Raw genomic sequence first — 23,045 nt, 5'->3', positions numbered from 1 at the left:
TTACGTAACGATTGCTTCGAAGTAGCGAGAGGGTGCACATGGCAGCTCAAACGCAATACCAGACACCAGGCGTGTATGTGGTGGAGGAAGATGGCTTCTCCAGTTCGGTCGTGCAGGTGCCGACAGCGATTCCCGTCTTCGTCGGTTACACCGAGATCGCCAAAAATGGCAATCAGGACCTGACCAACGTGGGCATGCCGATCGCTTCCATGGCCGATTTCCTGACCTACTTTGGCAGCAGCGCCAGCGGTTTCAACAACGGTGCGCCGAAACCCGTCTACAGCTACGCCAAGGCGTCCACGGCGACGCCGCCATACCAGACCGATCCGGCCGGGCCGCGTTTCAACCTGTTCTACAGCCTGATGATGTTTTTTAATAATGGCGGCGGCAACTGCTACATCCTGTCGATCGGCACCTACCAGCAAAAGATCGCGGCGCCTGCCAGCATCGATGACTACAGCGCGGCCTGGACGGCATTGGAGCGCTACAGCGAGCCCACCATGGTCATCCTGCCGGACGCCATGCTGCTGCCCCAGGCGGACTGGATCACCGTGTCGCAGCAAGCGCTGACGCATTGCGCGCTGATGCAAAGCCGCGTGGCGATCTTTGACATCTGGGGCGGCTACGTGGCGGCCAACGGCACGCCGAGCGATCCGATTGCCGGCAGCGGTGACGGCACGGGATTTTATCCGATCGGCAGCCTGGGCGAAGCCTTCAACAAATATGGCATCGCTTACTTCCCCTGGGTAAATACCAACATCGTCGCGACGAACAATATCGACTACACATGGTTCAGCGCCGACACGCTGGCGGCCCTCGTGACGGACCTGGGAAACGAGGCGCCCGGCCTGTTCCCGACCACCCCGAGCGGTATCATCAAGCTGCAAGCCTATCAGCAGCAGCTGAAACTGATGGTCTTGCCCGTGGTGCAGAATCCGCCCAGCGATCCCACCGGCCTGGTGGGCGTCAACAATGTGCATCGCACCGTGTATACCGTCTCGCCGCTGTACCGGCAGGTGATCGCCGATATCGGCATCAGTGTCAACCTGCTGCCGCCGAGCGGCGGCATGGCGGGCGTCTACACGCGCAACGACAATACCTTCGGCGTGTCGCAGGCGCCGGCCAACACGACGATCATTTCGGCCATCTCGCCCGCGGTGGATATCTCGGACGCGGACCAGGAAAACCTGAACATGCCCCTCAACGGCATGGCCGTCAACGCCATCCGTTCCTTTCCCAACGCGGGCCTGCTGATCTGGGGCGCGCGCACCATGGCTGGCAACAGCGATGACTGGCGCTACATCAATGTGCGCCGCACCATGATCATGCTGGAACAGTCGATCAAGGCGGCCATGCAGGCCTACGTGTTCCAGCCGAACGAGAACCTGACCTGGGTGGCCATCAACAGCACCATCAGCAATTTCCTCAATGCCCAATGGAAGGCCGGCGCGCTGGTGGGCGCCAAGCCGTCCGACGCGTATTCCGTGGCGGTGGGCCTGGGCAGCACCATGACAGGCGAAGACATCCTGCAGGGCTATCTGCGGGTCCAGGTGGAAGTGGCGGTGGTGCGCCCGGCTGAATTCATCGTGCTGACCTTCCAGCAGCAGATGCAGACATCCTGATTGATTTTTCCCCGACAACCGCGCTGTAAGGAGAGAACGACATGGCTGGTGGAACCCAAGATCCGACAATTTGGCCGTTGCCGAAGTTTCAGTTTTCCGTGAACATGAATGGACAGACCGTGTCGTTCCAGGAGGTGAGCGGACTCGATATCGAAGCGCAGATCATCGAGTACCGCGCCGGCGATTCGCCAGCCTGGTCAACCGTCAAGATGCCGGGCTTGCGCAAATTCGGCAACGTCACCTTCAAGAAGGGCGTCTTCGTGCACGACAACCGCTTCTGGGCCTGGTTCGACACCATACTGATGAATACCGTGCCGCGCACGCCGCTGACGATTTCACTGCTGGACCAGACGGGCAAGGCGACGATGATCTGGACGCTGGCCAATGCCTGGCCCACCAAGATCACGGGCACCGACCTCAAGTCGGATGGCAACGAGGTGGCGGTGGAGACCATCGAAGTGGCCCACGAGGGCCTCACCATCGCCAACGCCTGAGGCGCCGCATGAGCGCCGGCGCCGTCCATGCCGGTTATCCGCCGGCGAGCTTCTATTTCACGGTCGATATCGTGGACCAGGGCACCAGCGGCGATACCAGCTTCCAGGAAGTGCAGGGCTTGCAGGCCGAACGCGACATGCTCGAAATCAAGGAAGGTGGCGAGAACCGCTACAGCCACCGTCTTCCCGAGCGGGCCAAGTATGGCAACCTGGTCCTCAAGCGCGGCGTGCTGCTGCCCACGTCCGGCTTCGGCAGCTGGTGCAAGGGCGTGATGGAGTCGAACTTCGATACCGTCATCACGCCGACCACGGTGCTGCTGTCACTGCTCGATGCGCAGGCCAATCCGTTGTTGTCGTGGAATTTTGTCGGCGCCTGGCCAGTCAAGTGGAGCGTGGCCGACTTGGGCGCGGAAAAAAACGAGCTGGCGATCGAGACCATGGAACTGGCGTATCGCTATTTCGTCAAGGTGCCAGGCAAGCCAGCCGTGGTGCCGGCCGCTTAAGGGAACACATGGGAATGCAAGGGAGTGCATAGCGATGCCGATTGAAATCCGCGAACTGGTCATCAAGGCCAGCGTCAAGCCCGCACAGGAGCAGGTGGCGCTGCCGGCGGCCGCACTGGCCCAGCTGCGCCAGCAATTGATACGGGAATGCGTCGAGCGCGTGCTGGAGCAGCTGGCCGACGCCGACCGGCGCTAGCGGGACAACGGCATGACGCTCAAGAAGCTCACCATCATCGCCTATGCGGATCCCGGCTTTTCGGACCAGCTGGGAGAGTATGCCTTGCAGATCAACCCGGAATCGTACCGGCAGACCCACAGTACCCAGTACACGGATAACGATTCGACCGATACCGCCGGCGTGACGACCAAGTTCTACGTTTCCGACCCGCAGAAGGTGTCCTTCGACTTCTACCTGGACGCCACGGGCGTGATGGAAACGGCGATCGCCAGCGTGGCGGCGGAAATCAGCAAGCTCAAGGGGATCGCCTACGACTACAACGGCCAGATCCACGCACCGAATTATCTTGAACTGGTGTGGGGCAATGGCGTCACCTTCAATTGCCGCCTGACCAGCCTGGACATCGATTACACGCTGTTCCAGACCGATGGCACGCCCGTGCGCGCCAAGCTCAGCGCCGGCTTCGAAGAGTATCTGTCGCCCCAGGAAATCGCCCAGCGTGCCAACAAGAGTTCGCCGGACATGACGCATGCGCGCGTGGTGCACAGCGGTGACACGCTGCCGGCCATGTGCAACGACATTTATGGCAGCAGCCGATACTACCTGGGCGTGGCGCAGTACAACCGGCTGTCGAATTTTCGCCAGCTGGTGCCTGGCAGCACCCTGTATTTTCCGCCGCTGGCCAGCACATGAGCCCCGTCTCGCCCATCGCCGCAAATACCGACCTCGTCACCATGACGGTGCTGGCCAACGGCAGCGCCTTGCCCGACACATTCGAAGTGCAGCAGATCCGGACCCAGCGGCAGGTCAACCGTATCCCCAGCGCCAGGATCGTGCTGTATGACGGCGATGCGTCGGGCGAGGCGTTCGCCATCAGCTCCTCGTCCACCTTGCTGCCCGGTACCACCATCGTGATCAAGGCCGGCTACCACAACGGCACTGAAAGCACGCTGTTTTCGGGCATCGTCGTGCGCCATGCGATCCAGGTGCGCAGCAACCACAAGTCCTACCTGGTGCTGACCTGCTTCGACAAGGCGCTGGGCCTGACCATCGGCCGCAAGAGCGCCTACGTGGGGACCACGGACAGCGCGATCTTCAGCCAGATCATCGGCGCCGCCGGCCTGACGGCGCAGGTGAGCGCCACGCCGGCCGCCAGCATGAACATGGTGCGTTATTACGCGACGGACTGGGATTTCCTCGTCGCCCGCGCCGAAGTCAACGGCATGCTCGTGCTCGTTGCCGATGGCTGCGTGAATATCGCGCCGCCCAAGGTCGACGGGACGCCCACCTTGCTGATCGAGTATGGCAACGCGCTCAATGAAGTGACGGCCGAGATCGACGCCAGCCTGCAACTGAGCTCGGTCACGGCCACGTCGTGGGACTGCGCCTCGCAAGCGACGGTGGCCGGCCAGTCGAGCGAGCCGGCCGTCAACGCGCAGGGCAACCTGAGCGGCGCGACGCTGGCCGCCGTGCTCGGCCTGCCGGCATTCGAGCTGCAGTCGAATGCGCCGGCCACCGCCGACGAGCTGAGTAACTGGGCCAGCGCGCAATTGCTCAAGTCGCGCCTGTCCAGGGTGCGCGGCAAGGTGACGTTCCGCGGCAATGGCGGCATCATTCCTGGTGGCATGATTCAACTGGCGGGCGTCGGCGACCGCTTCAACGGCGCGGCCTACGCCAGCAGCGTGGTGCATACCATCGAGAACGGCAACTGGATGACGGAGGTGGGCTTTGGCCTGTCGCCGCAATGGTTCGCCAGCGAGGCGGCCGACGTCGAGGCGGCGCCGGCCTCGGGCCTGGTGCCGGCAGCCGGCGGCTTGCTGATCGGCACGGTCAAGCAGACCGACAGCGATCCCGCCGGGCAAAACCGCGTGCTGGTCGAGGTGCCGATGATCGCCAGCAGCGGCGAAGGCATCTGGGCGCGCCTGGGCAGTCCGTATGCGGGCAGCGGCGCCGGCATCCTGTTCATGCCGGAAGCCGGCGACGAGGTCATCCTCAGTTTTATCAACAACGATCCCCGTTCGCCCGTCATATTGGGCAGCTTGTACAGCAGCGCGCGGGCGCCGGCATATGCCCCCGATGCGCCGAATACCTACAAGGTGATCGTCACCAAGAGCCAGCTCAAGCTGACCATGGACGATGTCAAGAAGATCATTGTCGTCAGCACGCCGGGCGGCCATACGCTGACCATGAGCGACGACGCCGCCAGTGTCACGCTGGTCGATTCCAACGGCAACAAGCTGGCCATGGGCAGCGGCGGCATGACGCTGAGCAGCTGCGCCGACATGACGCTGAACGCCAACGGCAATATCTCCCTGAATGCCAATGCGGGCGCGGTCCAGCTGACGGGCAGCACCGAGGTGACGTCCAGCGCACCGAATATCAGTGCCAGCGCTTCGGCCGCCCTGTCGCTGCAGGGCAATCTGAGCGGCAAGCTCGCTTCGAGCGGCGAATTGACCGTGCAGGGCCTGATGGTCATGATTAATTAACCAGGAGACAAGCATGCCCTTCGCCGCCCGCTTGACCGATATGCATCAGTGTCCGCTGGCCACCGGTCCGGTGCCGCATGTCGGCGGCCCGGTCATCGGCGTGTGCGTGCCGACGGTGCTGATCGGCAAGCTGCCTGCGGCGGCGGTGGGCGACATGCTGGTCTGCGTGGGGCCGCCGGACGCCATCGCCAAGGGATCGAGCACGGTGCAGATCGGCGGCCGGCCGGCGGCGCGCATGGGCGACAGCACCGTCCATGGCGGCAGTATCGTGCTCGGCTGCATGACCGTCATGATCGGCGGCTGAGATGGCGAACAGCGTGCTCAAGCAGGGATTCCTGGGACGCGGCTGGAGCTTCCCGCCCGCCTTCAACCTGGCGACGGGCTGCGTCGAGCTGGTCGCCGGCGACACGGACATCCAGCAAAGCCTGCGGGTGCTGTTTACCACCGCGCAGAACGAACGCAGCATGCTGCCCGCCTACGGCTGCAACCTGCGGCAGTATCAGTTCGACAGCGCCGAACCGGCCCTGTTTGCCCGTATCCGCAAACAGATGGGCAACGCCATCCTGTATTTCGAGCCGCGCATCACGCTGCTCGAAATCGACGTGGCACTGAGCTCGCCGCTGACGGGTTTGCTGACGATCACGCTGACGTACGTGATTCGCCAAACCAATACCCGCAGCAATATGGTCTTTCCGTTCTACCTGCAGGGGGAGGGCACCAATGTGCGCCAGATCGGCTAGCATGCCAGGACATGCGGGCGACATGGACAATGGCTTGAGCCGGGGCAGCCGGTCCTTGCCTGCGCTGGCGCCGTCGACGGCGCCGATCGATGCGCGCACGCCGGCACAGCTCATGCAGCAGGCGCTCGCCTATGCGCGCCTGCTGAACTATTTTGACGCGCACGGCGTCGCGCCAACCGACTGGCAGGCCTTCTGGGACAGCGATGTCACCTTTCGCCTGGCGCAGGCGGCCTGCTGGCCGGACCAGCCGCTGCCACCACGGGCGGAGCCTGCCGACAAGCTGCTGGCCATCCATGCCATGCTGGGGCGTCTGCGTGACTGGTACGAGGGGGCGCGGCTTGCCGATGCGCGTTTCCTGGTACAGAGCGGCAATCCTTTGCTGGGAACGGCGGCGGCCATGCTCGATACGCATCAGGCCAGGCTGAACGCCGTGCTGCAGGCCGACGCCCAGGCTGCGGCGCCGGACGGCGACAGCCTGGGGGCGCTTGCCGCCAGCCTGAACGATGCGGGCCGGCGTTTGCGCGCGCAGGCCATGCTGGCGCTGGAACGCGCCTGCCAGCGCGACGACCATCCCGCGCACACGGCGCTGTACCTGGCTTTCCTGCGCCTGTACGCCGGCGTGCAGAGCGACCTGAACGCATTCACGGGACGCCATCTGGACTATTATTACGACACGGTCCTGCGCTTGAAGCCTGCGGCCGGCGTGGCCGATGAACTGACCCTGATCGTGTCGCTGGCAGCGAACTGCAGCGACCATGTGCTGCCGGCGCGCGCCATCGCCAGTCCCGGCCAGGATAGCCAGGGCCAGCCGGTGCTGTATGCAACCGACTGCGCCGTGGCGCTGAACCAGATCAGCATCGGCGACATCCGTACCGTGCTGTACCAGCGCGATGCCGGCAATGGCAGCATCGCCGCCGTGTATGCCGCGCCGGTGGCCAACTCGCAGGATGGACTGGGCCAGCCGCTGGCCGAGGCGGCGGCGGGCTGGCCCACCTTTGGCGCCGTCCCGCCGCCGGACGCCAGGGAGGCGCTGACGGCCGGGATCGGCATGCTGCTGACCGCGCCCAGCCTGCAGCTGGCCGAGGGCGTGCGCGCGCTCACGCTGCGCCTGTCCTTCGCCATCGGCGCGGAGGCCATCGAACAGGCATTCTGTCCGCCGCCGCCCAGCGTCGGCACCGGCGCGCCAGCGGCGCAGGTTTTGCCTGCCGAGACGTTCTTGCTGAGCATGAGCAGCGCCTCGGGCTGGCTGGCGGTGCCGGCGTTTACCTTGACGCGGCTGCTGCCCGGCACCGATTGGGAGCTGGCTTTCACGCTCGGCGCAGACTGCCCTGCGCTGGCGGCCAACCGCGCGCTGGCGCCAGGCGTGGCGACCGACTGGCCCATGCTCAAGCTGATGCTCAACCCGCACGCCGCCAGCTACGGCTACAGCGGACTGGAAAAACTGCGCCTGACGGGCATCGACGTCGCGGTGCAGGTAACGGGCCTGGCGACACTCCAGATGAGTACGCCGACAGGCGTGGTGGCACCGGGCAAACCGTTCGCGCCGTTCGGCAACGCGCCCTTGCCAGGGGCAAACTGGACGCTGTACCATCCCGAACTGGGGTGCAAGCAGCTGGACTGGGTCAATATCAACATTGACTGGCTGAACTTGCCGTTGCTGAATACCGTGCCGCAGCCGCCTGGCGCGCCCAACGGCTTTCCCCAGTATTACGACGGCTACCAGCCGTACACCTTCGACAATGCCGGTTTTCAGGTGGCGCTGGCGACGTTCCGCGACGGCGCCTGGCAAGCGCCGCTGGTCGGCGACGGTGCGCCGGCCGCGTGGGCGATGTTTTCCTGTACTGATGGCAATGTGCTGCCGGCCAGCGTGTGGAGCATGCACCTGGGCGGACGGGGCGCGCAGGCCGCGGCGGCGCCAGCCGGCACGCCCCTGAACGCCGCCGTGGCGGGGCCGGTGGCGGCCCCGCCAGGCAGCGTGCAAGTGAGCTTTGCCGCGCCGCACTATGGTTTTGGCCAGGCGCTGTACCCGCAGATGTTCGCGGCGTGTGCGATCCAGAACATGCTGCTGGTCGAACGGCAGGCGCGGCAGGACAATCTGTGGCGGCGCATCAAGGCCTGCTGGGCCGCGCTATGGCACAGGATAGGCATCTGGCTCCAGCGCGCCGGTGCCCTCGTCAAGGCAGTGATCGCCTGGCTGCTGCACCTGTTCGGCAAGGGTGCCGCCATGCCGCAGGGCACGCCGCCTGCCCCGGCGGCAGGGCCCACGCCCGCACCGGCGTTGCCGCTGATGTTGCTGAATATGCCATTCGTGCCGACCATCAAGAACGTCAGTCTCAGTTATCACGCGAGGGAAACGCTGACACTCGATGGCGCCCAGCCGCAGTTCTATCATGTCCACCCGTTCGGCCTGGCCGCGCCGCGCGAGACGAGCCTGTTCCCACTCGCCCTCGATGACGGCAACTGCTATATCGGCCTGCTCAACGCGGCGCCGGGGCAGGCGCTCAGCATGCATGTCGAAATGCGCGCGCCGGCGGCAAGCTGCGTCAGCCTGGGGGGCGCGGCGCCGGCCAGGCCGGGCCTGACGTGGCGCTACCTGGCGGACGACGCCTGGCGCGAATTCGAGGCCGACAGCGTCAGCTCGCCCGACTATGACGCGGGCGTTTCCGGCATCGTGCGCCTGTCGCTGCCACCGTTGCTGGGCGGCGGGGCCCGCCTGATGGGAGCATCGAGCAAGCCGCCGCTGGCCTGGATCGCCGTGGGCACCAGCGATAGCCCGGCTGACTGGGCGGCGACGGTGGCCATCCTGCCGCAAGCCGTGCGGGCACGCCGCGTGACGCCGCAGGGGACCGACGGCGCCGTGCTGGCCGCTGGCAGCATCAAGGCGCTGTCCCCAGCCGTCGCACAGGTCAGGGCGGTCAGCCAGCCGTATGCATCGACCGGCGGCCAGGCGCCCGAGCAGCGTGAGGCCTTCCGCCTGCGCGCCAGCGAACGCCTGCGCCACAAGCAGCGCGCCAGCGTGCCGCGCGATTATGAGCAGCTGGTGCTCGATGCGTTTCCCGGCGTCTGGCAAGTCAAGTGCATCGGGCCCAACAACAGCTTCGGCAGCGGGCGCCTGGGCAGCGGCGAACTGGCGCTGGTACTGGTGCCGCCGATCCAGGCCCGCCCGGAGCAGGCTGCGCCGTTTGCGGCGACGCAGCTGTCGCGCATCGGCCTGTACGTGCAATCGCTCGCTTCGGCATGCGTGCGAAAAATCGACGTGCGCAACGTCTGCTACGAGGTGCTGGAAGTGACGGCCGCCATCGATTTCGCCAGCGATGCCGATGTGCGGCAATGCATCGCGCAGTTGACCCAGGCGCTGCAGGAATTCCTCTCGCCATGGCAGCGCGAGCACGCGCCGCACCTTGCCATCGGCTGCGGCACGGTGCCCGTGAGCGGCATCGCGGCGCTGCTGCTCGGCCAGGCCGGGGTCCGCGCGATCCGCAGCTTGAGCGTGGCGCAGCGCATGCCGGGGCCGCAATCGATGGCGCTGGTCCTGCACGCGCAGGACAGTGCGCGGCCGCGCCTTCCCTGGTCCGTGCTGGTGCCCGCCGCCACGCATGTGATCACGCAGGCGACAGCGGAGGCCGCATGCTGCTAGACCACCAGGGCCACGTGCTGGGCGTGCCGGCACAGGAAGCGACGCTCGATTTCGCCGCCTTGCTGGGCGCCGGGATACGCCATTGCCAGGCGCTCGGCGGCGCGCTGTGGACCGACTACAATGCGCATGACCCGGGCGTCACTACCTTGGAACAGCTGTGCTATGCCTTGACGGACCTGGCCTACCGCTGCCGTTTCCCCATGCCCGACCTGCTGGCCGAGCAGCCGCTGCCGACCGCCGCCGATCCCTTGCTGACGGGCGACCGGATACTGCCGGCGGGGCCGCTGACCGCCGCCGACTACAGCCGCCTGCTGTATCTGCAGTTGCCGGCGAATGGCAAGACTGTGTGGATGGAAGCGCTGCCGAAGGCCGGCCGCGACGCCATCGACGGCCTGTACACGATGTATGTGGAGGCGTATGTCTGCCTGCCGGGCGACGTTTCCTTGCGCCGGCACTGCCATGCCATATACGCGGCCAACCGCAACGTCGGGGAAGACTTGCACCAGGTGGTCTTGCTGCAGCCCTGTTCCATCGAGGTCAGCGCCCGCGTCGACATCGCGCCGGACCTGGTGGCCGAGGAGGTGCTGGCCGACCTGCTTTACCAGTTGCAGGACCTGCTGGTGCCATTTGTCGCCACCAGCAGCGTGGAACGGCAGCTGGCGGCCGGCGTGCCCCCCGAACAGATCTATTGCGGCCCGGTCTACGGCGGCATGCTGGTCGACGGCGCGCAATGGCCGGCGCGCCGGCGCGGCCTGGAGCACGCCGAAGTGGCCAGCGCCATGCGCGCCGTGCCTGGCGTGCTGGCGCTTGCCGCGCTGTCCATCGAGGTCGATGGCGTCCTTGCCACGCCCGGCGCGCGCATCCTGTTTGACGATGCGCAGGTGCCGCGCCTGGCGCCATCGATCTTCGAGCCGCCTGTCGGCTTGCCTGGCATCGTGCTGACGCGGCAGGGCCAGGCCATCGACATCGATGGCGATGCGCTGGACACGGCGCTGCGGCGGCGCCTGGACCGCTTGCGCCACGGCGACGGCGCGGCCGGCAGCCCCCTGGCGCACGACTATGCCACCTTGCCGGCTGGCCAGCGGCGCGATGTCGCCCGCTATGTGTCGATCCAGCGTCACTTTCCGCAGACCTACGGCATCGGCGAAGGCGGCGTCCAGGTGGGCCTGGCCCAATCGATGCTGTCGCATCAGCAAGCCGACGAGCGCATCGCCCAGTCGCGCCAGTTGAAGGCCTACCTGCTGTTTTTCGAGCAGCTGCTGGCCGACTGTGGCGCGCAGCTGGCCCATGCCTGTCGCCTGCTGTCGTTCGATCCCTCGCTGGAACAGGGCTATTTCTGGCAATCGCTGCTGGACGTGCCCGAAGGGCCGCCGGACATGCTGGAACTGCTGCGCGTGACGTCGCCCGCCGGCGCTGGCGACGATGGCAGCCGCTATAGCGTGCATCTGGCCACGCCGCCAGGTGGCGACGCGCTGCTGCGCAGCGTGGAATTTACGAGCATGGCCGCCGCCACGGATGCCGCCGCACGCATGCTGGAGCGGGGCGGCGACCCGGCCGCCTACAGCCTGCGCAGTCTGCCAAACGGCGAAATCCAGCTGCTGCTGGGCACAGTGCGCTCGCCGCTGGCTTTTTTCAGCCGCCGGCTGGCCAGCACCGCGGCCGCGCAGGAGGAGGCCAGCCGCCTTGCGGCATACCTGACGCGCCTGGCGCAGGACGATGCGGCGCGCGGACAGGCGCTGGCGATCGTCCGCTACGGCACGGCCAGCGTCATGCTGCTCGACGCCGACCTGGCGCCGCTGCTGGAAGCGGGCGGCCTCACGCCGGCCGAGCAGATGGCCTGGCTGCCCAAGCTGCTCCGCTTTGGCGTGCATGCCGGCGCCTACGATGTGGCGCACGGCGGCGACGGCAGCTTCTACCTGACCCTGGCCGATGCGCAGGGCATTTTTGCGCAAGGCGTCCCCCGCTATCGGACGCGGGAACTGGCTGCCGGCGGTGCCGTCAAGGCCGCCGATGTCGTCAGGAGCCTGTGCGACAACCCGGCGCTGCAGGCGCAGCGGCTCGTGATGCAGCCGCCGCCACCGCCGCCCGCGCAAGACCCCCGCATCCGTTCCTACCAGGAGGGCATGCAGGGCATCGTCATGGCCGAGCCGGCATGGCTGCGGCGGCGCGGCGCCATGCTCGACCATCTGCTGGCGCGCTTCAATGAACGGTTTGACGACGAGGCCCTGCGCCATACCGCGCCACCCGGCGCGCCGGATAGCGCCGATGCGGGGTTTGAGCGGCAACTCATCGAGTGCAAACTGGTCTTCCTGCGCCACCTGGCCAGCGCGCGCGGCAGGCATGACCTGGGTGGCCAGGCGCCGCCTTGTGTCACCAGCAAGCAGCTGGCGGACCTGAACCTGCGCTTGCGCCTGCTTCTTGGCATACCCGATCTGCACGGCCCGGAAGCAACGGTGCTGGCTGCCCAACCCATGCTGATCGACCATGTCCTGCTGCGCAACGATTTGTCCGGAGGTCCCGATGCGAGCTTTTATTCGGCCCGGCTGAGCATGCTTTTTCCGGCGGGCGTCCCGCGTTTTCAGCTGCCGGCGTTTCGCGCGCTGGCGCCGGGGATCGTGATGCGGAACTGCCCGGCGCATCTGGCGGTGGAACTGATCTGGCCTTGCCAGCAGCAAATGACGGCCATTCAGGATCTGCACGCCGCATGGACGCATGCGCTCACGGCGGGCAATGGCGTTCCCGCCGCCGCGCTGGCGCTCGCCAATTCACTGTACCGCATGACGGACGCGCCATGAACAGTACGCCTTGCCACATCGGCCAGATCCGCTTCGAGCTTGACGTCGAGGCCATGACGCAGGGCAGGGCGGTGCTGGAGCGCGTCAGCGTCTTCGGCCGCCAGCGCTTGTCCTCGCTGCTGGCGCGCCTGCTGCAGGAGCACGCGCAGGGCGAAGCGCTGCTGGTGCTCGAACGGGTCGAACTGGATCTCGGTGAATTGCCGGAAGCGCTGCTGGAACGCCTGCTGGAGCAGGGGATCGAGCGCTGCCTGCGCGCGCAGCTGGCACACCTGCTGCCATGCGCGGCGCCGCTGCCGCCGCCTCGGCTGCCGCCGGGCGAGGCGCATGGCGCAGCCTGGCAGGCATTTTGCCAATTCATCGCCGGCGCGCCGCTGCCGGACGCGCACCTGGTGCTGGCGCAGTTGCGCGGCGCCTGGCCGGGGCAGCTGGCCCGGCTGCTGCGCAGCGAAGGCAAGCGCCAGAGCGTGCGCCAGCGTCTGGCGCAGCAACTGGCGCCACGCCTGCTTGAAACCGTGCTGATGGTGCTGGAGCCGGGCGAGGCGCCCCTGATCGCCGCCTACGTGGCCGATATCTGCGCACTGCACCAGGAAAAACCGCTGGTACCGGAAAATCGCCGTGGCTTCGCCGCCATCGTGTGGGAATTCGTGCTTGCCTATCTGCTCCTGGAGCGCGGCTCCTACTTCAATACCCGGGCGCTGGTCGGGCACACGGTGCGGCAGATCGCGCGCCGCTACCGGGTCGACTACGCCACGCTGCTGGCGCAAATGACGGCATGCCTCGCTTACCAGCAACTGCCGCTGCTGCAGCGCGATGGTCTGCAGGCCATGCTGCTCGACCTGGCATCGGCCCAGGGCGCCGCCACGCCGCCGCCCGCGCCCGCGCATGCGCTGCCGCCGCACCAGCGCCGGCTCGACTGCATCGCCAGCCTGCTGCAATACGGCGCCATGCCCGTGCGGCTGGGGCCAGGCGCCGCGCAGGGACTCGATGCGCTGATGCAGCAGGCGCTGGAGCAGGACCAGGACCAGCTGCTGGCATTGCTGCGCCGGCTCGGCGCGCAGCACGCCGTGCGCCGCCGCCTGGCTTGCCAGCTTGGCGAGCTGCAGCGGCATGCGCTGGTGCAGGCGCTCGAACCCGTGCACGGCGCCTGGATCGGCCGTACCGTGCAGGGCATCGTCGATGTCCAGCAGCAGCGCCACGTGGTCGACGACGGCTTGCAGCACTTTGGCCAGCGCCTGTGGGAGTTTGTCTTTGCCGCGCTGCTGCAGGAACGCGGCTCCTGGTTCAACACGCGCAGCTTCGTGCGCAGCCTGCTGGTGCAGCTGGCGGCCCACTATAACCACAGCTATCAAGTCTTGCTGGCAACGCTGATCGGCGCGGGCCTGGCGCCGCACATGCGGCTGGCGCGCAAGCATGGCTTGCCTGCCATCCTGCTGTCGCTGCAGCAGGAACTGGCGCCGGCAGGCGCGCGGCAGGCGCCGCCGCAGCCGGCGGCGCTCGACAGGACGCTGCGCAACGCCTTGCTGCGCCACATGCTCGCTGCGCGCAAGGGGACGGCAGGGCTGCGCCGGCTGCTCGCCGAAGCGCTGCAGGAACGGGCCCGGCGTGGCCACGACACGGCCGGCCTTGTCGCCGCGCTCAGTGCGCAGGGCGAAGGTATCGAGCAGATGCTGCTGCAGCGCGATGCGCTGGCCGGCATCCTGGTGGACCTTGGCGATGAACTGCGGCGTGACAGTGCCGCCTTGCCCGTCCGTGCGCAAGAGACGCGGCCGCCCGCATTCCGGCGCGCGGCACGCGAATTCGTGCTGCGCAGTTTCCAGCTGGCGCGCGGCTCCTATTTCAATAACCGCAGCTATATCAAGCAACTGCTGCACCAGCTTGCCGCGCGTCATGGCATCGCCTATGCCAGCCTGTTGAGGGGCCTGGTCGCCGAGGCGGGCGGCGCCGCCGTGCCGGCGCAAACCAGCTTGCCAGCCATCCTGCTGGCGCTGAAAGGCGAAGCGGCCCCGCGCGCCGCGCCGCAGGCGCTGGCGTCGGCGGGCGCTGGTGCCGCCGGCGATGCCTGCTGGCAATTCCTGCGCCACGGCCAAGTCCTGCCAGGCGCCGCGCCGCGCGCCGGCGGCCGCGACGTGCTGAACGACGGCCTCGAGCGAATCGATGGCGCGGAACTGGCGAGCGCCTTGCGTGCCAGCCCACAGGCGGCCGCCATGCTCGAACGCCTGATCCGCTATGTGTCCGCCGCTCGCCTGACCCAGCTGGCCGAAGCGCTGGCGCCCGGCATCGCGGGCCTGGCGGCGAGCTGGCGCCTGTGCGTGCTGGGTTTGTCCGGCGCGCTGCGCCTGTCGTCCCGCCAGCAAACCGGCCTGCCCGCGCTGGCGTGGCGCGCGCTGTTGCAGGTGTTGCTGCGCCAGCGCGGAGCATTGTCCGCCGCCCAGTTCATCGCCGCCGCCGGCGCGCAGCTGGCGCCGCGCCTGGGCCTGGCGCGCGCCACGCTCGATGCGCACCTGCTGGCGATCGCCGCATCCAGGGTGGCCATGCATGGGCGCTATGCGGTCTTGCTGGACTTGCTGGCGGCGGCGGGCGCGCGCCTCGATGCCTTGCCGGCCAGCCCACGGCTGGCGCCACCTTCCGGCATGTCGGCGGACCTGGCCTTGCTGGCGGCCTGGCTGCAATACGGCAGCAATGGCGTGCTGGCGCTGCACGCGGGCGTGCTTGAGAGCCAGCTGTGGCAAGCCATCGACCGGGCGTTGGCGACCGAGGCCGGCGCAGCGCGCGCCATGCTGCTGGCGGCGAGCGGGCGCCAGCTGGAACGGCAGCGCCTGGCCCGCTGCCTGCCCGCCGCCCTGCGTGCCCGGATGCTGCAATTGCTGCTTGGCCGTGCCGCGCCGCATTGCGCCTGGTGGCTCGCGGCGCTGGCGCGCGCGGCCGGCACGGTGGCCGGCGAGGGCGACTGGGAGGCGCGTTTTGTTGTCATCCTGCTGTCGCTCTGCCATCGGCACGGGCCGGCCGGCCCGACGCCGCAACACTTTGTCGCCAGTGTGCTCGCTGCCGTCCAGACCGACCGCAGCCTGTCGCAGGGCATGATCGCGGCGCTGCGCCGGCAGCTGGCGCCAGGCGAGCCGGCGCTGCTGCTGCTCGCGCGGGCGCGCCGCGAGCAGGCGCGGCGGCGGCGCCAGGCCGAACGCACGCCTGCGGCGCATGTCGCGCCGCAGGCCCCGCCGGCACTCGCCACTGCCGCCTTGCCCGAGGGGGAACGCTACCACGTTGACAATGCAGGACTGGTACTCCTGTGGCCCTTCTTCGACCATTACTTCAGCTTGCTGGGCCTGCAGCGGGAAGGGGCTTTCGTCCACCAGGCGGCGCGGCTGCGCGCGGCCGAACTCCTGCACTACCTGTGCCATGGCCAGCTGCCGGCCGACGAACCCGCATTGTTGCTGAATAAATTACTGTGCGGCATAGAGCCGGGCGCGCCCGTCGACAGCGGCGGCCCGCTGACCGAGGCCGAGCGCGCCGCCTCGGTGCAACTCTTTGGCGCCTTGTCGCAAGCCTGGCGCGCACTTGCCAATACCGATGCCGATGGCGTGCGCTCGACCTTCCTGTGCCGCGGCGGCAGCCTGGAGCAGGGTGAGCAGCAATGGAGCCTGACCGTGCCGCGCGCATCGTTCGACGTGCTGATGTCCAGCCTGCCATGGGCGCTGGGGACGATACGCCTGTCGTGGATGAACACGCTTTTGACGGTGCACTGGCGATGAATGCGCCGCAGAGCCAGTTTTTTCACCATGCGGCCACGCTCGAACGCGAACTGGCCTGGACGGCAGCCGTGATCGAGGCCAGCATCAAGCTGTATTTCGGCCAGGACGAGGGTCTGGGGGACGTGCGCGCGCTGACGCCGCCCGACCTCGCCGGCGCCGACGGTCCATATGCGGCGGTGCTGCGCGAACATGCTTTCGGCTTCGAGGAGCGCATCATCCTGATGCTGGCCCTGGCGCCGCACCTGCGGCCCCAGCTGCTCGATCATTTCCTGATGAAAAATGTGCACTACGAGCGCGGCTTCACGGAATTCGGCGGCCTGGCCGCCAGCCACGGCGGCTTCATGCCCACCATCGAAACGGCCGCCTTCGTGCTGTGCGGCGACAACCTGGCGCGGCGCCTGGATCTGGTGGACCTGTTCCAGCCAGCCCATGCGCTGCGCAAGGAGCAGCTGCTCGACCTCGATACGGGGGCCAGCCAGCAGGGATTGTTTGCCAGCGCACTGGCCATCCATCCGCAACAGCTGGGCCGGCTCACGCGCGGCAGCGACTACCGCCCCGATTTTTCGGCCAGTTTCCCCGCCCGGCCACTGGCAACGGTGCTGGAGTGGCAAGACCTGGTGCTCAGCGATCCGGTGATGGAGGAAGTCGAGGAAATCAAGGCCTGGATCGCCCACCGCGACACGCTGCTGCATGGCTGGCAGCTGGGCCGCCATGTCCGGCCCGGCTTTCGCAGCCTGTTCTACGGCCCGCCCGGCACGGGCAAGACCCTGACGGCGACACTGCTGGGCAAGGAATGCGGACTCGATGTCTACCGCATCGACCTGTCGCTGGTGGTCTCCAAGTACATCGGCGAGACGGAGAAGAACCTGGCCGGGGTCTTTGACCAGGCCGAGCGCCGCAACTGGATACTGTTCTTTGACGAGGCCGATGCGCTGTTCGGCAAGCGCACGCAGACCAGCAGCGCCAATGACCGCTATGCGAATCAGGAAGTGGCGTTCCTGCTGCAACGGCTGGAGGAATTCCCCGGCGTGGTGATACTGGCCAGCAACTTGAAGGGCAATATCGACGATGCGTTCGCGCGCCGCTTCCAGTCGATGATCTATTTCCCCATGCCGGACGTCGAAGAGCGTTTCAGCCTGTGGAGCAAGGCTTTCGTGCAGGCGGGACGGCTGGGGCCGGGAATCGATTTGCAACTGCTGGCCGCCGAGTATGAAATCAGCGGCGCGGCCGTCAGCAACGTGGTGCGCTATGCCGCGCTGATGGCCTTGCGCGGCGGCGCCAGCTGCGTCAGCCTGGCCGACCTGCGCCAGGGCATCCGCCGCGAGCTACGCAAGGAGGGCAAGATGATGTAGGCAGCAATCGCAGTACTGGCAGCAGGCAGGAGCAAGTCGCAGTCCAGCGTCGCTGGACCCAACCATGTATGCCTTCGGGCAAGGAGAACGATTATGGCAACAGCAGTGCAAAACAGGGCCGCCCCGGCAACGGGCCAGGATGCCGCAAGCGCAGCCGCACCGGCTTTCCAGATCACCGGCACCTACCAGGGGCTGAAGGCGCCGGCCGTGAATGGCGTCGTCGCGCTGTGGAATAACAAGATCCTGTGCTATTCGCCTGTCACCACTATCGCGGTGCAGTCGCCTGGGCCGTCGCTCGATGCCCCCCTGGTGACGCTGTGTGGCGACATGACCAACGGTATCGCCGTGTACGCCGGCTCGCGGGTGGCGTACCTGAACGGCGTGGGCATTGCCGGCGCGAGCTGGTATGCGCTGCCCGCGCCGAAATGGGCGGCGCCCGCGGCCGCCAGCGGTGCGGCGGAGACCGCCGCCACGCGGGGCGGCCAGAAAGCGCCCACCATAAAAGGCATGTGCGGCGATCTGGCGAACGGCCTGATCATCACTGATGGCAGCAACCTGTACAGTATTATCTTCAACGGCCAGCCACTCGAATGGGCGCTGCTGCCGGCGCCGCCCGCCGGCACCATCATCAGTATCGCGGGCGATCCGACGAATGGCATCCTGCTGGTGGTGGCGGCCCAGGGTGGCCCGTCGAGCCTGTACTTTTCCGGTTCAGGCTGCTCTTGCGGATGGGTACCGCTGACGGCGACCGGCACCAGCTTGCCGACCGCCAAGATCAAGGTCAGCCTGGCCACCGGCAACACGGCCAACGGCTTCGTGGTGTTTGGTGAAAACCAGTTCTATACCTACACGGTGAAATATACGGCCGGCGCCGGCGCCACGCCGGCCACGGCCGTGGCTACGCCGAACAAGCTGACGGCTACGCCACCGTTCGCCATCACCGACCTGACGGGGGACGCCACCAATGGCTGCACCGCCGTCGCCGCCGCCTCCGGCCTGATCGCCACCAGCGGCCCCACCTTGGCCACCTGGACGGTCGTCAATGCGGCGCCACCGTTGCCCGCGACGGCGACGGCGACGGCGGACCCGGTGGCCGGCCAGCCGGACGGCGATGAGCAGGGTGACGATCTCCAGCAAGCCGCCTGATGCATCTGGGAACGCGTGCGGCCAGTGCCGCGCTCGCTTCCCGGTGCCGCCCCCCGCAACGAGGAACAGGACAGCCACGCGATGATAGACAAGGCCCTCGAGTTCATACTCGGTGAATTGAACAACTATCTGGGCGCCAGTTACCATGGCCCGGAAAAAGCCGCCGTACTGGCAAGCTTGTCCAGCCCGGACAATAGCGTGCCGCTGGCGATCGACAACAAACTGGTATTGTCGCTGGTCAATATCGAACGCGAAACGGCGATCGGCTCGACCGGCTTTGTCGCGCGCCAGGGGGCGAACGGCTATGGGCGGACCAATCCGTCGCTCTACCTGAACCTGTATGTGCTGCTGGCGGCCTCGTATGCCGGCAATTACTCCGGCGCGCTCAGGATGCTGTCGCAGGCGATGGCATTTTTCCAGGCCAAGTGGGGCTTCGATCCACAAAATTCCGCCGGTTTTCCCGCGGGGATGACGCAACTGAGCGTGGAAGTGGTCAGTCTCAGCATGGCCGAACTGAGCACCCTGTGGGCCGTGCTGGGCGCCAATTACCTGCCGTCGGTGGTCTACAAGCTGCGCATGGTCACGCTGCAGGAAGACTGGCTGATCGCGCCGATTCCCGCCGTCAGCAGCGGCATCGCCGACGTGCAGGGGAGCTAGCCCATGGCCCCGCTGCCCGGCGTCTTCAGCATCAGCTGCCAGCACCCGTATTTCACTGGCGGCGTGTGCCTGGCGCTGAGGCTGGCGCCCACTGCCGCTTGCCGGGCGCTGATGCGGCAATATGGCTTGCGTTTCTTGCCAGCGGCGGGGGGTGGCAGCATGTATTACACGGACGCGGCCAGGCTGGCCGCGTTTGCGGCCCCATTGCCGCTCGACTTTATCGTGAGCAGCAGCGACCCGGACCTGATCAATTACAGCGCCATCGACCAGTCCAGCGTGCACGCCAGGACACTGTTTTATGCCGACAACCTGCAGCACGCGGCGGCGCAACTGCGGCCCGATTTTGCGGGCAGTGCGCTGGCGACCCGGCCATCGGGCTTTTCCATTTCCCTGCCGCAGCCGCTGGCCGCCGCCAGCCTGGTGCTGCTTGATGCCCTGGGACAGGTGGCTTGGGAGGGCACGTCGCCGACGCTGCCGCAGGCACATCTCGACATCGTTCTCAGCGGCGTGCCGTCCGGCCGCTATGCCTTGCTGGCCAATGCCGTGCCGCTGCTGGACTTTTACCTGCAGGCGCAGCCCGGTCCGCGTCCATTCGGCGTGCTGGCCATCTATCCGGGCGGGCCACGGCAGGCGCCGTGGATGCCTGGCGCCTGCCCGGCCATCGGCGCCGATGGCCGGGCGCTCAATCCGCAATACACCTTCGCGCTGGCGCCGCGCGCGCCGCGCTGGCGCTATCACATACATAGCCAGCACCTGAACCTGGGCAACTGGCAGTTGCAGGCCTGTGCGCCAGCCGGCGGCACGCCGCCGTCCGGGGCGCCCGTGTTTACCTGCACCAATCCGCAGGCGCAGCAGCCGCCATGGACCTTTGAATCCCGGCAGGGACTGGCGCTGGCGCAAGCCCCGGCCACGTGGCATTTCATGCTGACGCGGCCGCCATCGGCAGGACGCGGCACGCGCAGCGGCGGCCCGAAGATCCGCCTGCCCTATGCCAGTGGCGCAGCGCTGGTGCAGGTGGACGACGACCCGCTCGGCGGCCTCAGCGACATTTTTGTCTATCTGTGAACGGGGCAGGCATGGCGACCTTGCGACACCCAACCTTGCCCCATCCGCCTGCCGCCGCGGCCGGGCGCGCCGGCGCGGCGCGGCAGGCATCCGGGCACGCATCGGGGCACGCATCGGGCCAGCAGACGGCGCTGGCCCGGCTGGCCGCGCGCAGCCAGCGCGCCGCGGCGCACGGTGGTCTGCTGCAGATGGTCAACGCCAGCGCCCGGCTTCAGGCGCAGGGGCGCATGTGCGCGCTGGTGACGCAGGGGCGGCGCCTGAGCGCACGGCGCGACGCGGCACCCGTGGCGGCGGGCGGTTTGCCCGATGCATTGCGGCAGGGTATCCATCAATTGTCCGGCATCGACCTGGGCGGTGTGCGCGTGCACCGCAATTCGCCGGCGCCGGCGCGCATCGGGGCGCACGCTTATGCACAGGGCAGCCAGATCCATCTCGGACCTGGCCAGGAGCGCCACTTGCCGCACGAAGCCTGGCATGTGGTACAGCAGAAGCAGGGACGGGTGAGGGCAAGCCTGCAGGCCAAGGGCATGCCGGTCAACGACGACGCCGCGCTGGAGCAGGAAGCCGACCGCATGGGCGAGCGCGCCGCCACCCTGGGGCACGGCGGCAGCGGCGGCAAGCTGCCGGCGGCCACGCAGGCCGCGCAGGCCACGCCAGCCGGGCGGCCTGTGCTGCAGGGTTTCTGGCTGCGCCGGCACGGCCAGCCCGAATGGATCAACAATGCGCGCAAGGTCGAGGCAATTCTCGCGCCCGAGCCGGCCGAGTCGTCCAAGCCGGCGCACGGGCAGGAACATGGCGCCGCGGGCGGCACCGTCTACCGGCTGGCGCCGGACATCGAATTGCCGTGGGAAGCGCTCGGGCGCCTGATCACGGCACTGGGCGCGGCCAAGGTGCAGGCCATTGAAGTGCGCCGCTATCCGCTGTGGGGCAGCGCCGAGGGACTGGCCGCCATCGAGCGGCAGTTGCCGAACCTGGCGGGGCTGGACTTGCATGTGCTGCAGACGCTGTTCGCCCAGCCGGCCAGCGGCGTGTCGCAGCTGCTGACCAGTGCCAGTCCGGCCGACTTCGCGCGCCTGTTCGGCGGCAAGCGCGAGCAGCAGGTGGCGTGGATACAGCAGGGCGGCTACCGGCGGCTGCAGCTGCCTCTGCCGGCAGCGTCGCCCGTGGCGGCCAGCGCCGCCGCCGATACCGGGCCTGCGGAGCGGACGGGCGCGGCATCGCCGCAGCAGGCTGGCGGCGCGCCCGATGCGCTGGCCGCGCCAGCCGGACCGGTGGCGCGCCGCGCGGCGGTGCAGGCGGCCGTCGCCGAGCGCATCGGCACCGGCGGCGCCTTTCCCGGCCGGGGCGGTCCGGCCCAGTACCTCACCGGCCTGGCGCAGCAATGGGCAGCGGCCAGGATCGCCGACTGCATCGGCCTGGCGGACGCCGACAACGCCAGGGGAAGCAGCGTGGCGCGGCTGGAATCGATGGCGTTGCCAGGAGCGCCGGACGGCGGCATCTTCGCGGGCGTGCGCGCGCTGGTGCGCCTGGCCATCGGCGCCGGCCCCTACCAGAGCGCCGACGTGATGCTCGACCGGCGCCCAGGCACCGGCCTGCTGAGCGGCGACTACACCGACCAGCAGGGCCACAAACACGCGGGCGCCGTACAGGGCGCCTTTGCCGGCCAGCTGAGCGGCCTTGCCGAAGGGACACAGCCACAGCCCGTCGCACACATGATGGCCAGTGGGCACGGCCGGGCAAGCGCGCGCCTGCAGGCGAAAACGCTGTTGCCCGACCGCCTGGCCGGGCAGATGGACGGCAGCATCGCCATGCCCGACGCTTTCCTCACGCTCGAGACGCACAGCGCCCGCTTCGAAGGCCGTGGCGCATTGCACGCGCCCATGGACGGCAAGCTGCATGGGCCCGACACCCACTGGCGCAGCGTGGCCGGACCCGGCGGCACGCCGCTGCTGCGGGCCAACACCGGCCGCCAGCTGCTCACCGATGGCGCCGGCAACCGTGCCGTACTGCCGGCGGCAGCGCTGCCCGACACGCCGCTGCGAGCCGGTGCCGGCCAGGCGCTGACGGGCCACTTGTGGGGCGGCAGCGCGGGCTGGCAGCACCCGGTGCGCGACGGCCAGCGCTACAGCGGGCTGGCGGTGCGGCTGGTGGCCACCCAGGCTCGCCAGGCGGGCCTATTTCATCCGGATACGCTGCGGCAGATCGTCCGCCACGCCGGCAGCGCCGGGCTGGCGCGCGACTACGTGCGCGCCGACGGGCCGGCGCGCGGCGGCCCGGACACCCTGCATGGCGCCTTGCTGGCAAGCCAGTTGACGCTGCGCGGCGATGTCGCGCAACTGGTCGCGGCCCGCCAGTTGAGCACGGCGCAAGCCCAGCTGGCCAGCATGCGGCTGGCCGCCAGCACTCCTGTGCTCAAGCCCGCCAGCACGGCGCCCGACCTGCGCTATGCCAGCACGCTGCAGCCAGGCGCCAGCTATGCGCTGGTCTACGCCGGCAAGAAGTACGAATTCAAGCTCGACACGCTGACATTGCCCGCCAGCTGGAGCGATGGCAGCTTCGCGCTGCGTTTCCGGCTGGCCCACCAGGGGCTGGCGCATTACCTGCCGGTCAACTGAGGAGAT

The 23,045-nt window shown here is 68.1% G+C and carries 16 protein-coding genes; all 16 read left to right on the top strand.

What is annotated here, in order from left to right:
* Positions 1 to 38: 38 nt before the first annotated feature.
* The 16 genes from BM193_RS10440 to BM193_RS29085 all read left to right on the top strand — a co-directional run bounded on the left by BM193_RS10440 (position 39) and on the right by BM193_RS29085 (position 23,039).
* Complete coding sequence (locus tag BM193_RS10440; protein WP_092797671.1) at positions 39 to 1,622, top strand: phage tail sheath family protein; 1,584 nt, start codon at positions 39 to 41, stop codon at positions 1,620 to 1,622.
* Between the two features lie 41 nt (positions 1,623 to 1,663).
* Positions 1,664 to 2,116 carry a phage tail protein gene (locus BM193_RS10435; RefSeq protein ID WP_092797670.1) on the top strand — a complete coding sequence of 151 codons (453 nt, stop codon included), beginning with the start codon at positions 1,664 to 1,666 and terminating at the stop codon, positions 2,114 to 2,116.
* A gap of 8 nt (positions 2,117 to 2,124) precedes the next feature.
* A complete protein-coding gene (locus BM193_RS10430; RefSeq protein ID WP_092797669.1) occupies positions 2,125 to 2,619 on the top strand; it encodes a phage tail protein in 495 nt (164 codons plus the stop codon).
* A 34-nt stretch (positions 2,620 to 2,653) separates the two neighbouring features.
* Positions 2,654 to 2,815 carry a DUF5908 family protein gene (locus BM193_RS28745; protein WP_175533232.1) on the top strand — a complete coding sequence of 54 codons (162 nt, stop codon included), beginning with the start codon at positions 2,654 to 2,656 and terminating at the stop codon, positions 2,813 to 2,815.
* Between the two features lie 12 nt (positions 2,816 to 2,827).
* On the top strand, positions 2,828 to 3,490 hold the full coding sequence (locus tag BM193_RS10425; RefSeq protein WP_092797668.1) for a CIS tube protein: 663 nt from the start codon (positions 2,828 to 2,830) through the stop codon (positions 3,488 to 3,490).
* Positions 3,487 to 5,283: a type VI secretion system tip protein VgrG gene (gene vgrG, locus BM193_RS10420; RefSeq protein WP_092797667.1), complete on the top strand. Its 1,797-nt coding sequence runs from the start codon at positions 3,487 to 3,489 to the stop codon at positions 5,281 to 5,283. The genes BM193_RS10425 and vgrG overlap by 4 nt, the downstream gene beginning before the upstream one ends.
* A gap of 40 nt (positions 5,284 to 5,323) precedes the next feature.
* Complete coding sequence (locus BM193_RS10415) at positions 5,324 to 5,587, top strand: PAAR domain-containing protein (RefSeq protein WP_254786092.1); 264 nt, start codon at positions 5,324 to 5,326, stop codon at positions 5,585 to 5,587.
* 1 nt (position 5,588) lies between these two features.
* The gene (locus tag BM193_RS10410) at positions 5,589 to 6,023 is read left to right on the top strand and encodes a GPW/gp25 family protein (RefSeq protein ID WP_092797665.1); all 435 of its coding nucleotides are present in this window, start codon (positions 5,589 to 5,591) and stop codon (positions 6,021 to 6,023) included.
* Position 6,024: 1 nt separating this feature from the next.
* On the top strand, positions 6,025 to 9,660 hold the full coding sequence (locus tag BM193_RS10405; protein WP_139176113.1) for a baseplate J/gp47 family protein: 3,636 nt from the start codon (positions 6,025 to 6,027) through the stop codon (positions 9,658 to 9,660).
* Positions 9,651 to 12,455: a hypothetical protein gene (locus tag BM193_RS10400; protein WP_092797663.1), complete on the top strand. Its 2,805-nt coding sequence runs from the start codon at positions 9,651 to 9,653 to the stop codon at positions 12,453 to 12,455. The genes BM193_RS10405 and BM193_RS10400 overlap by 10 nt, the downstream gene beginning before the upstream one ends.
* Positions 12,452 to 16,204 (top strand): contractile injection system tape measure protein, encoded by a 3,753-nt coding sequence (locus BM193_RS10395; protein ID WP_092797662.1) that lies wholly within the window; start codon positions 12,452 to 12,454, stop codon positions 16,202 to 16,204. Before BM193_RS10400 ends, BM193_RS10395 begins: the two co-directional genes overlap by 4 nt.
* Positions 16,168 to 17,556, top strand: coding sequence for an ATP-binding protein (locus BM193_RS10390; RefSeq protein WP_254786036.1), 1,389 nt, complete (start codon positions 16,168 to 16,170; stop codon positions 17,554 to 17,556). The genes BM193_RS10395 and BM193_RS10390 overlap by 37 nt, the downstream gene beginning before the upstream one ends.
* 93 nt (positions 17,557 to 17,649) lie before the next feature.
* Complete coding sequence (locus BM193_RS10385; protein ID WP_139176112.1) at positions 17,650 to 18,702, top strand: hypothetical protein; 1,053 nt, start codon at positions 17,650 to 17,652, stop codon at positions 18,700 to 18,702.
* Positions 18,703 to 18,783: 81 nt separating this feature from the next.
* Positions 18,784 to 19,359 (top strand): Pvc16 family protein, encoded by a 576-nt coding sequence (locus BM193_RS10380; protein WP_092797659.1) that lies wholly within the window; start codon positions 18,784 to 18,786, stop codon positions 19,357 to 19,359.
* Between the two features lie 3 nt (positions 19,360 to 19,362).
* Complete coding sequence (locus BM193_RS10375) at positions 19,363 to 20,424, top strand: hypothetical protein (RefSeq protein ID WP_092797658.1); 1,062 nt, start codon at positions 19,363 to 19,365, stop codon at positions 20,422 to 20,424.
* 11 nt (positions 20,425 to 20,435) lie between these two features.
* Positions 20,436 to 23,039 (top strand): eCIS core domain-containing protein, encoded by a 2,604-nt coding sequence (locus tag BM193_RS29085; RefSeq protein ID WP_254786034.1) that lies wholly within the window; start codon positions 20,436 to 20,438, stop codon positions 23,037 to 23,039.
* Positions 23,040 to 23,045: the final 6 nt, after the last annotated feature.

Origin of the sequence: Janthinobacterium sp. 344 (assembly GCF_900112025.1) — a bacterium.
Classification (GTDB): Bacteria; Pseudomonadota; Gammaproteobacteria; order Burkholderiales; family Burkholderiaceae_D; genus Janthinobacterium.
This window is presented reverse-complemented; position numbering and strand designations above follow the sequence as displayed.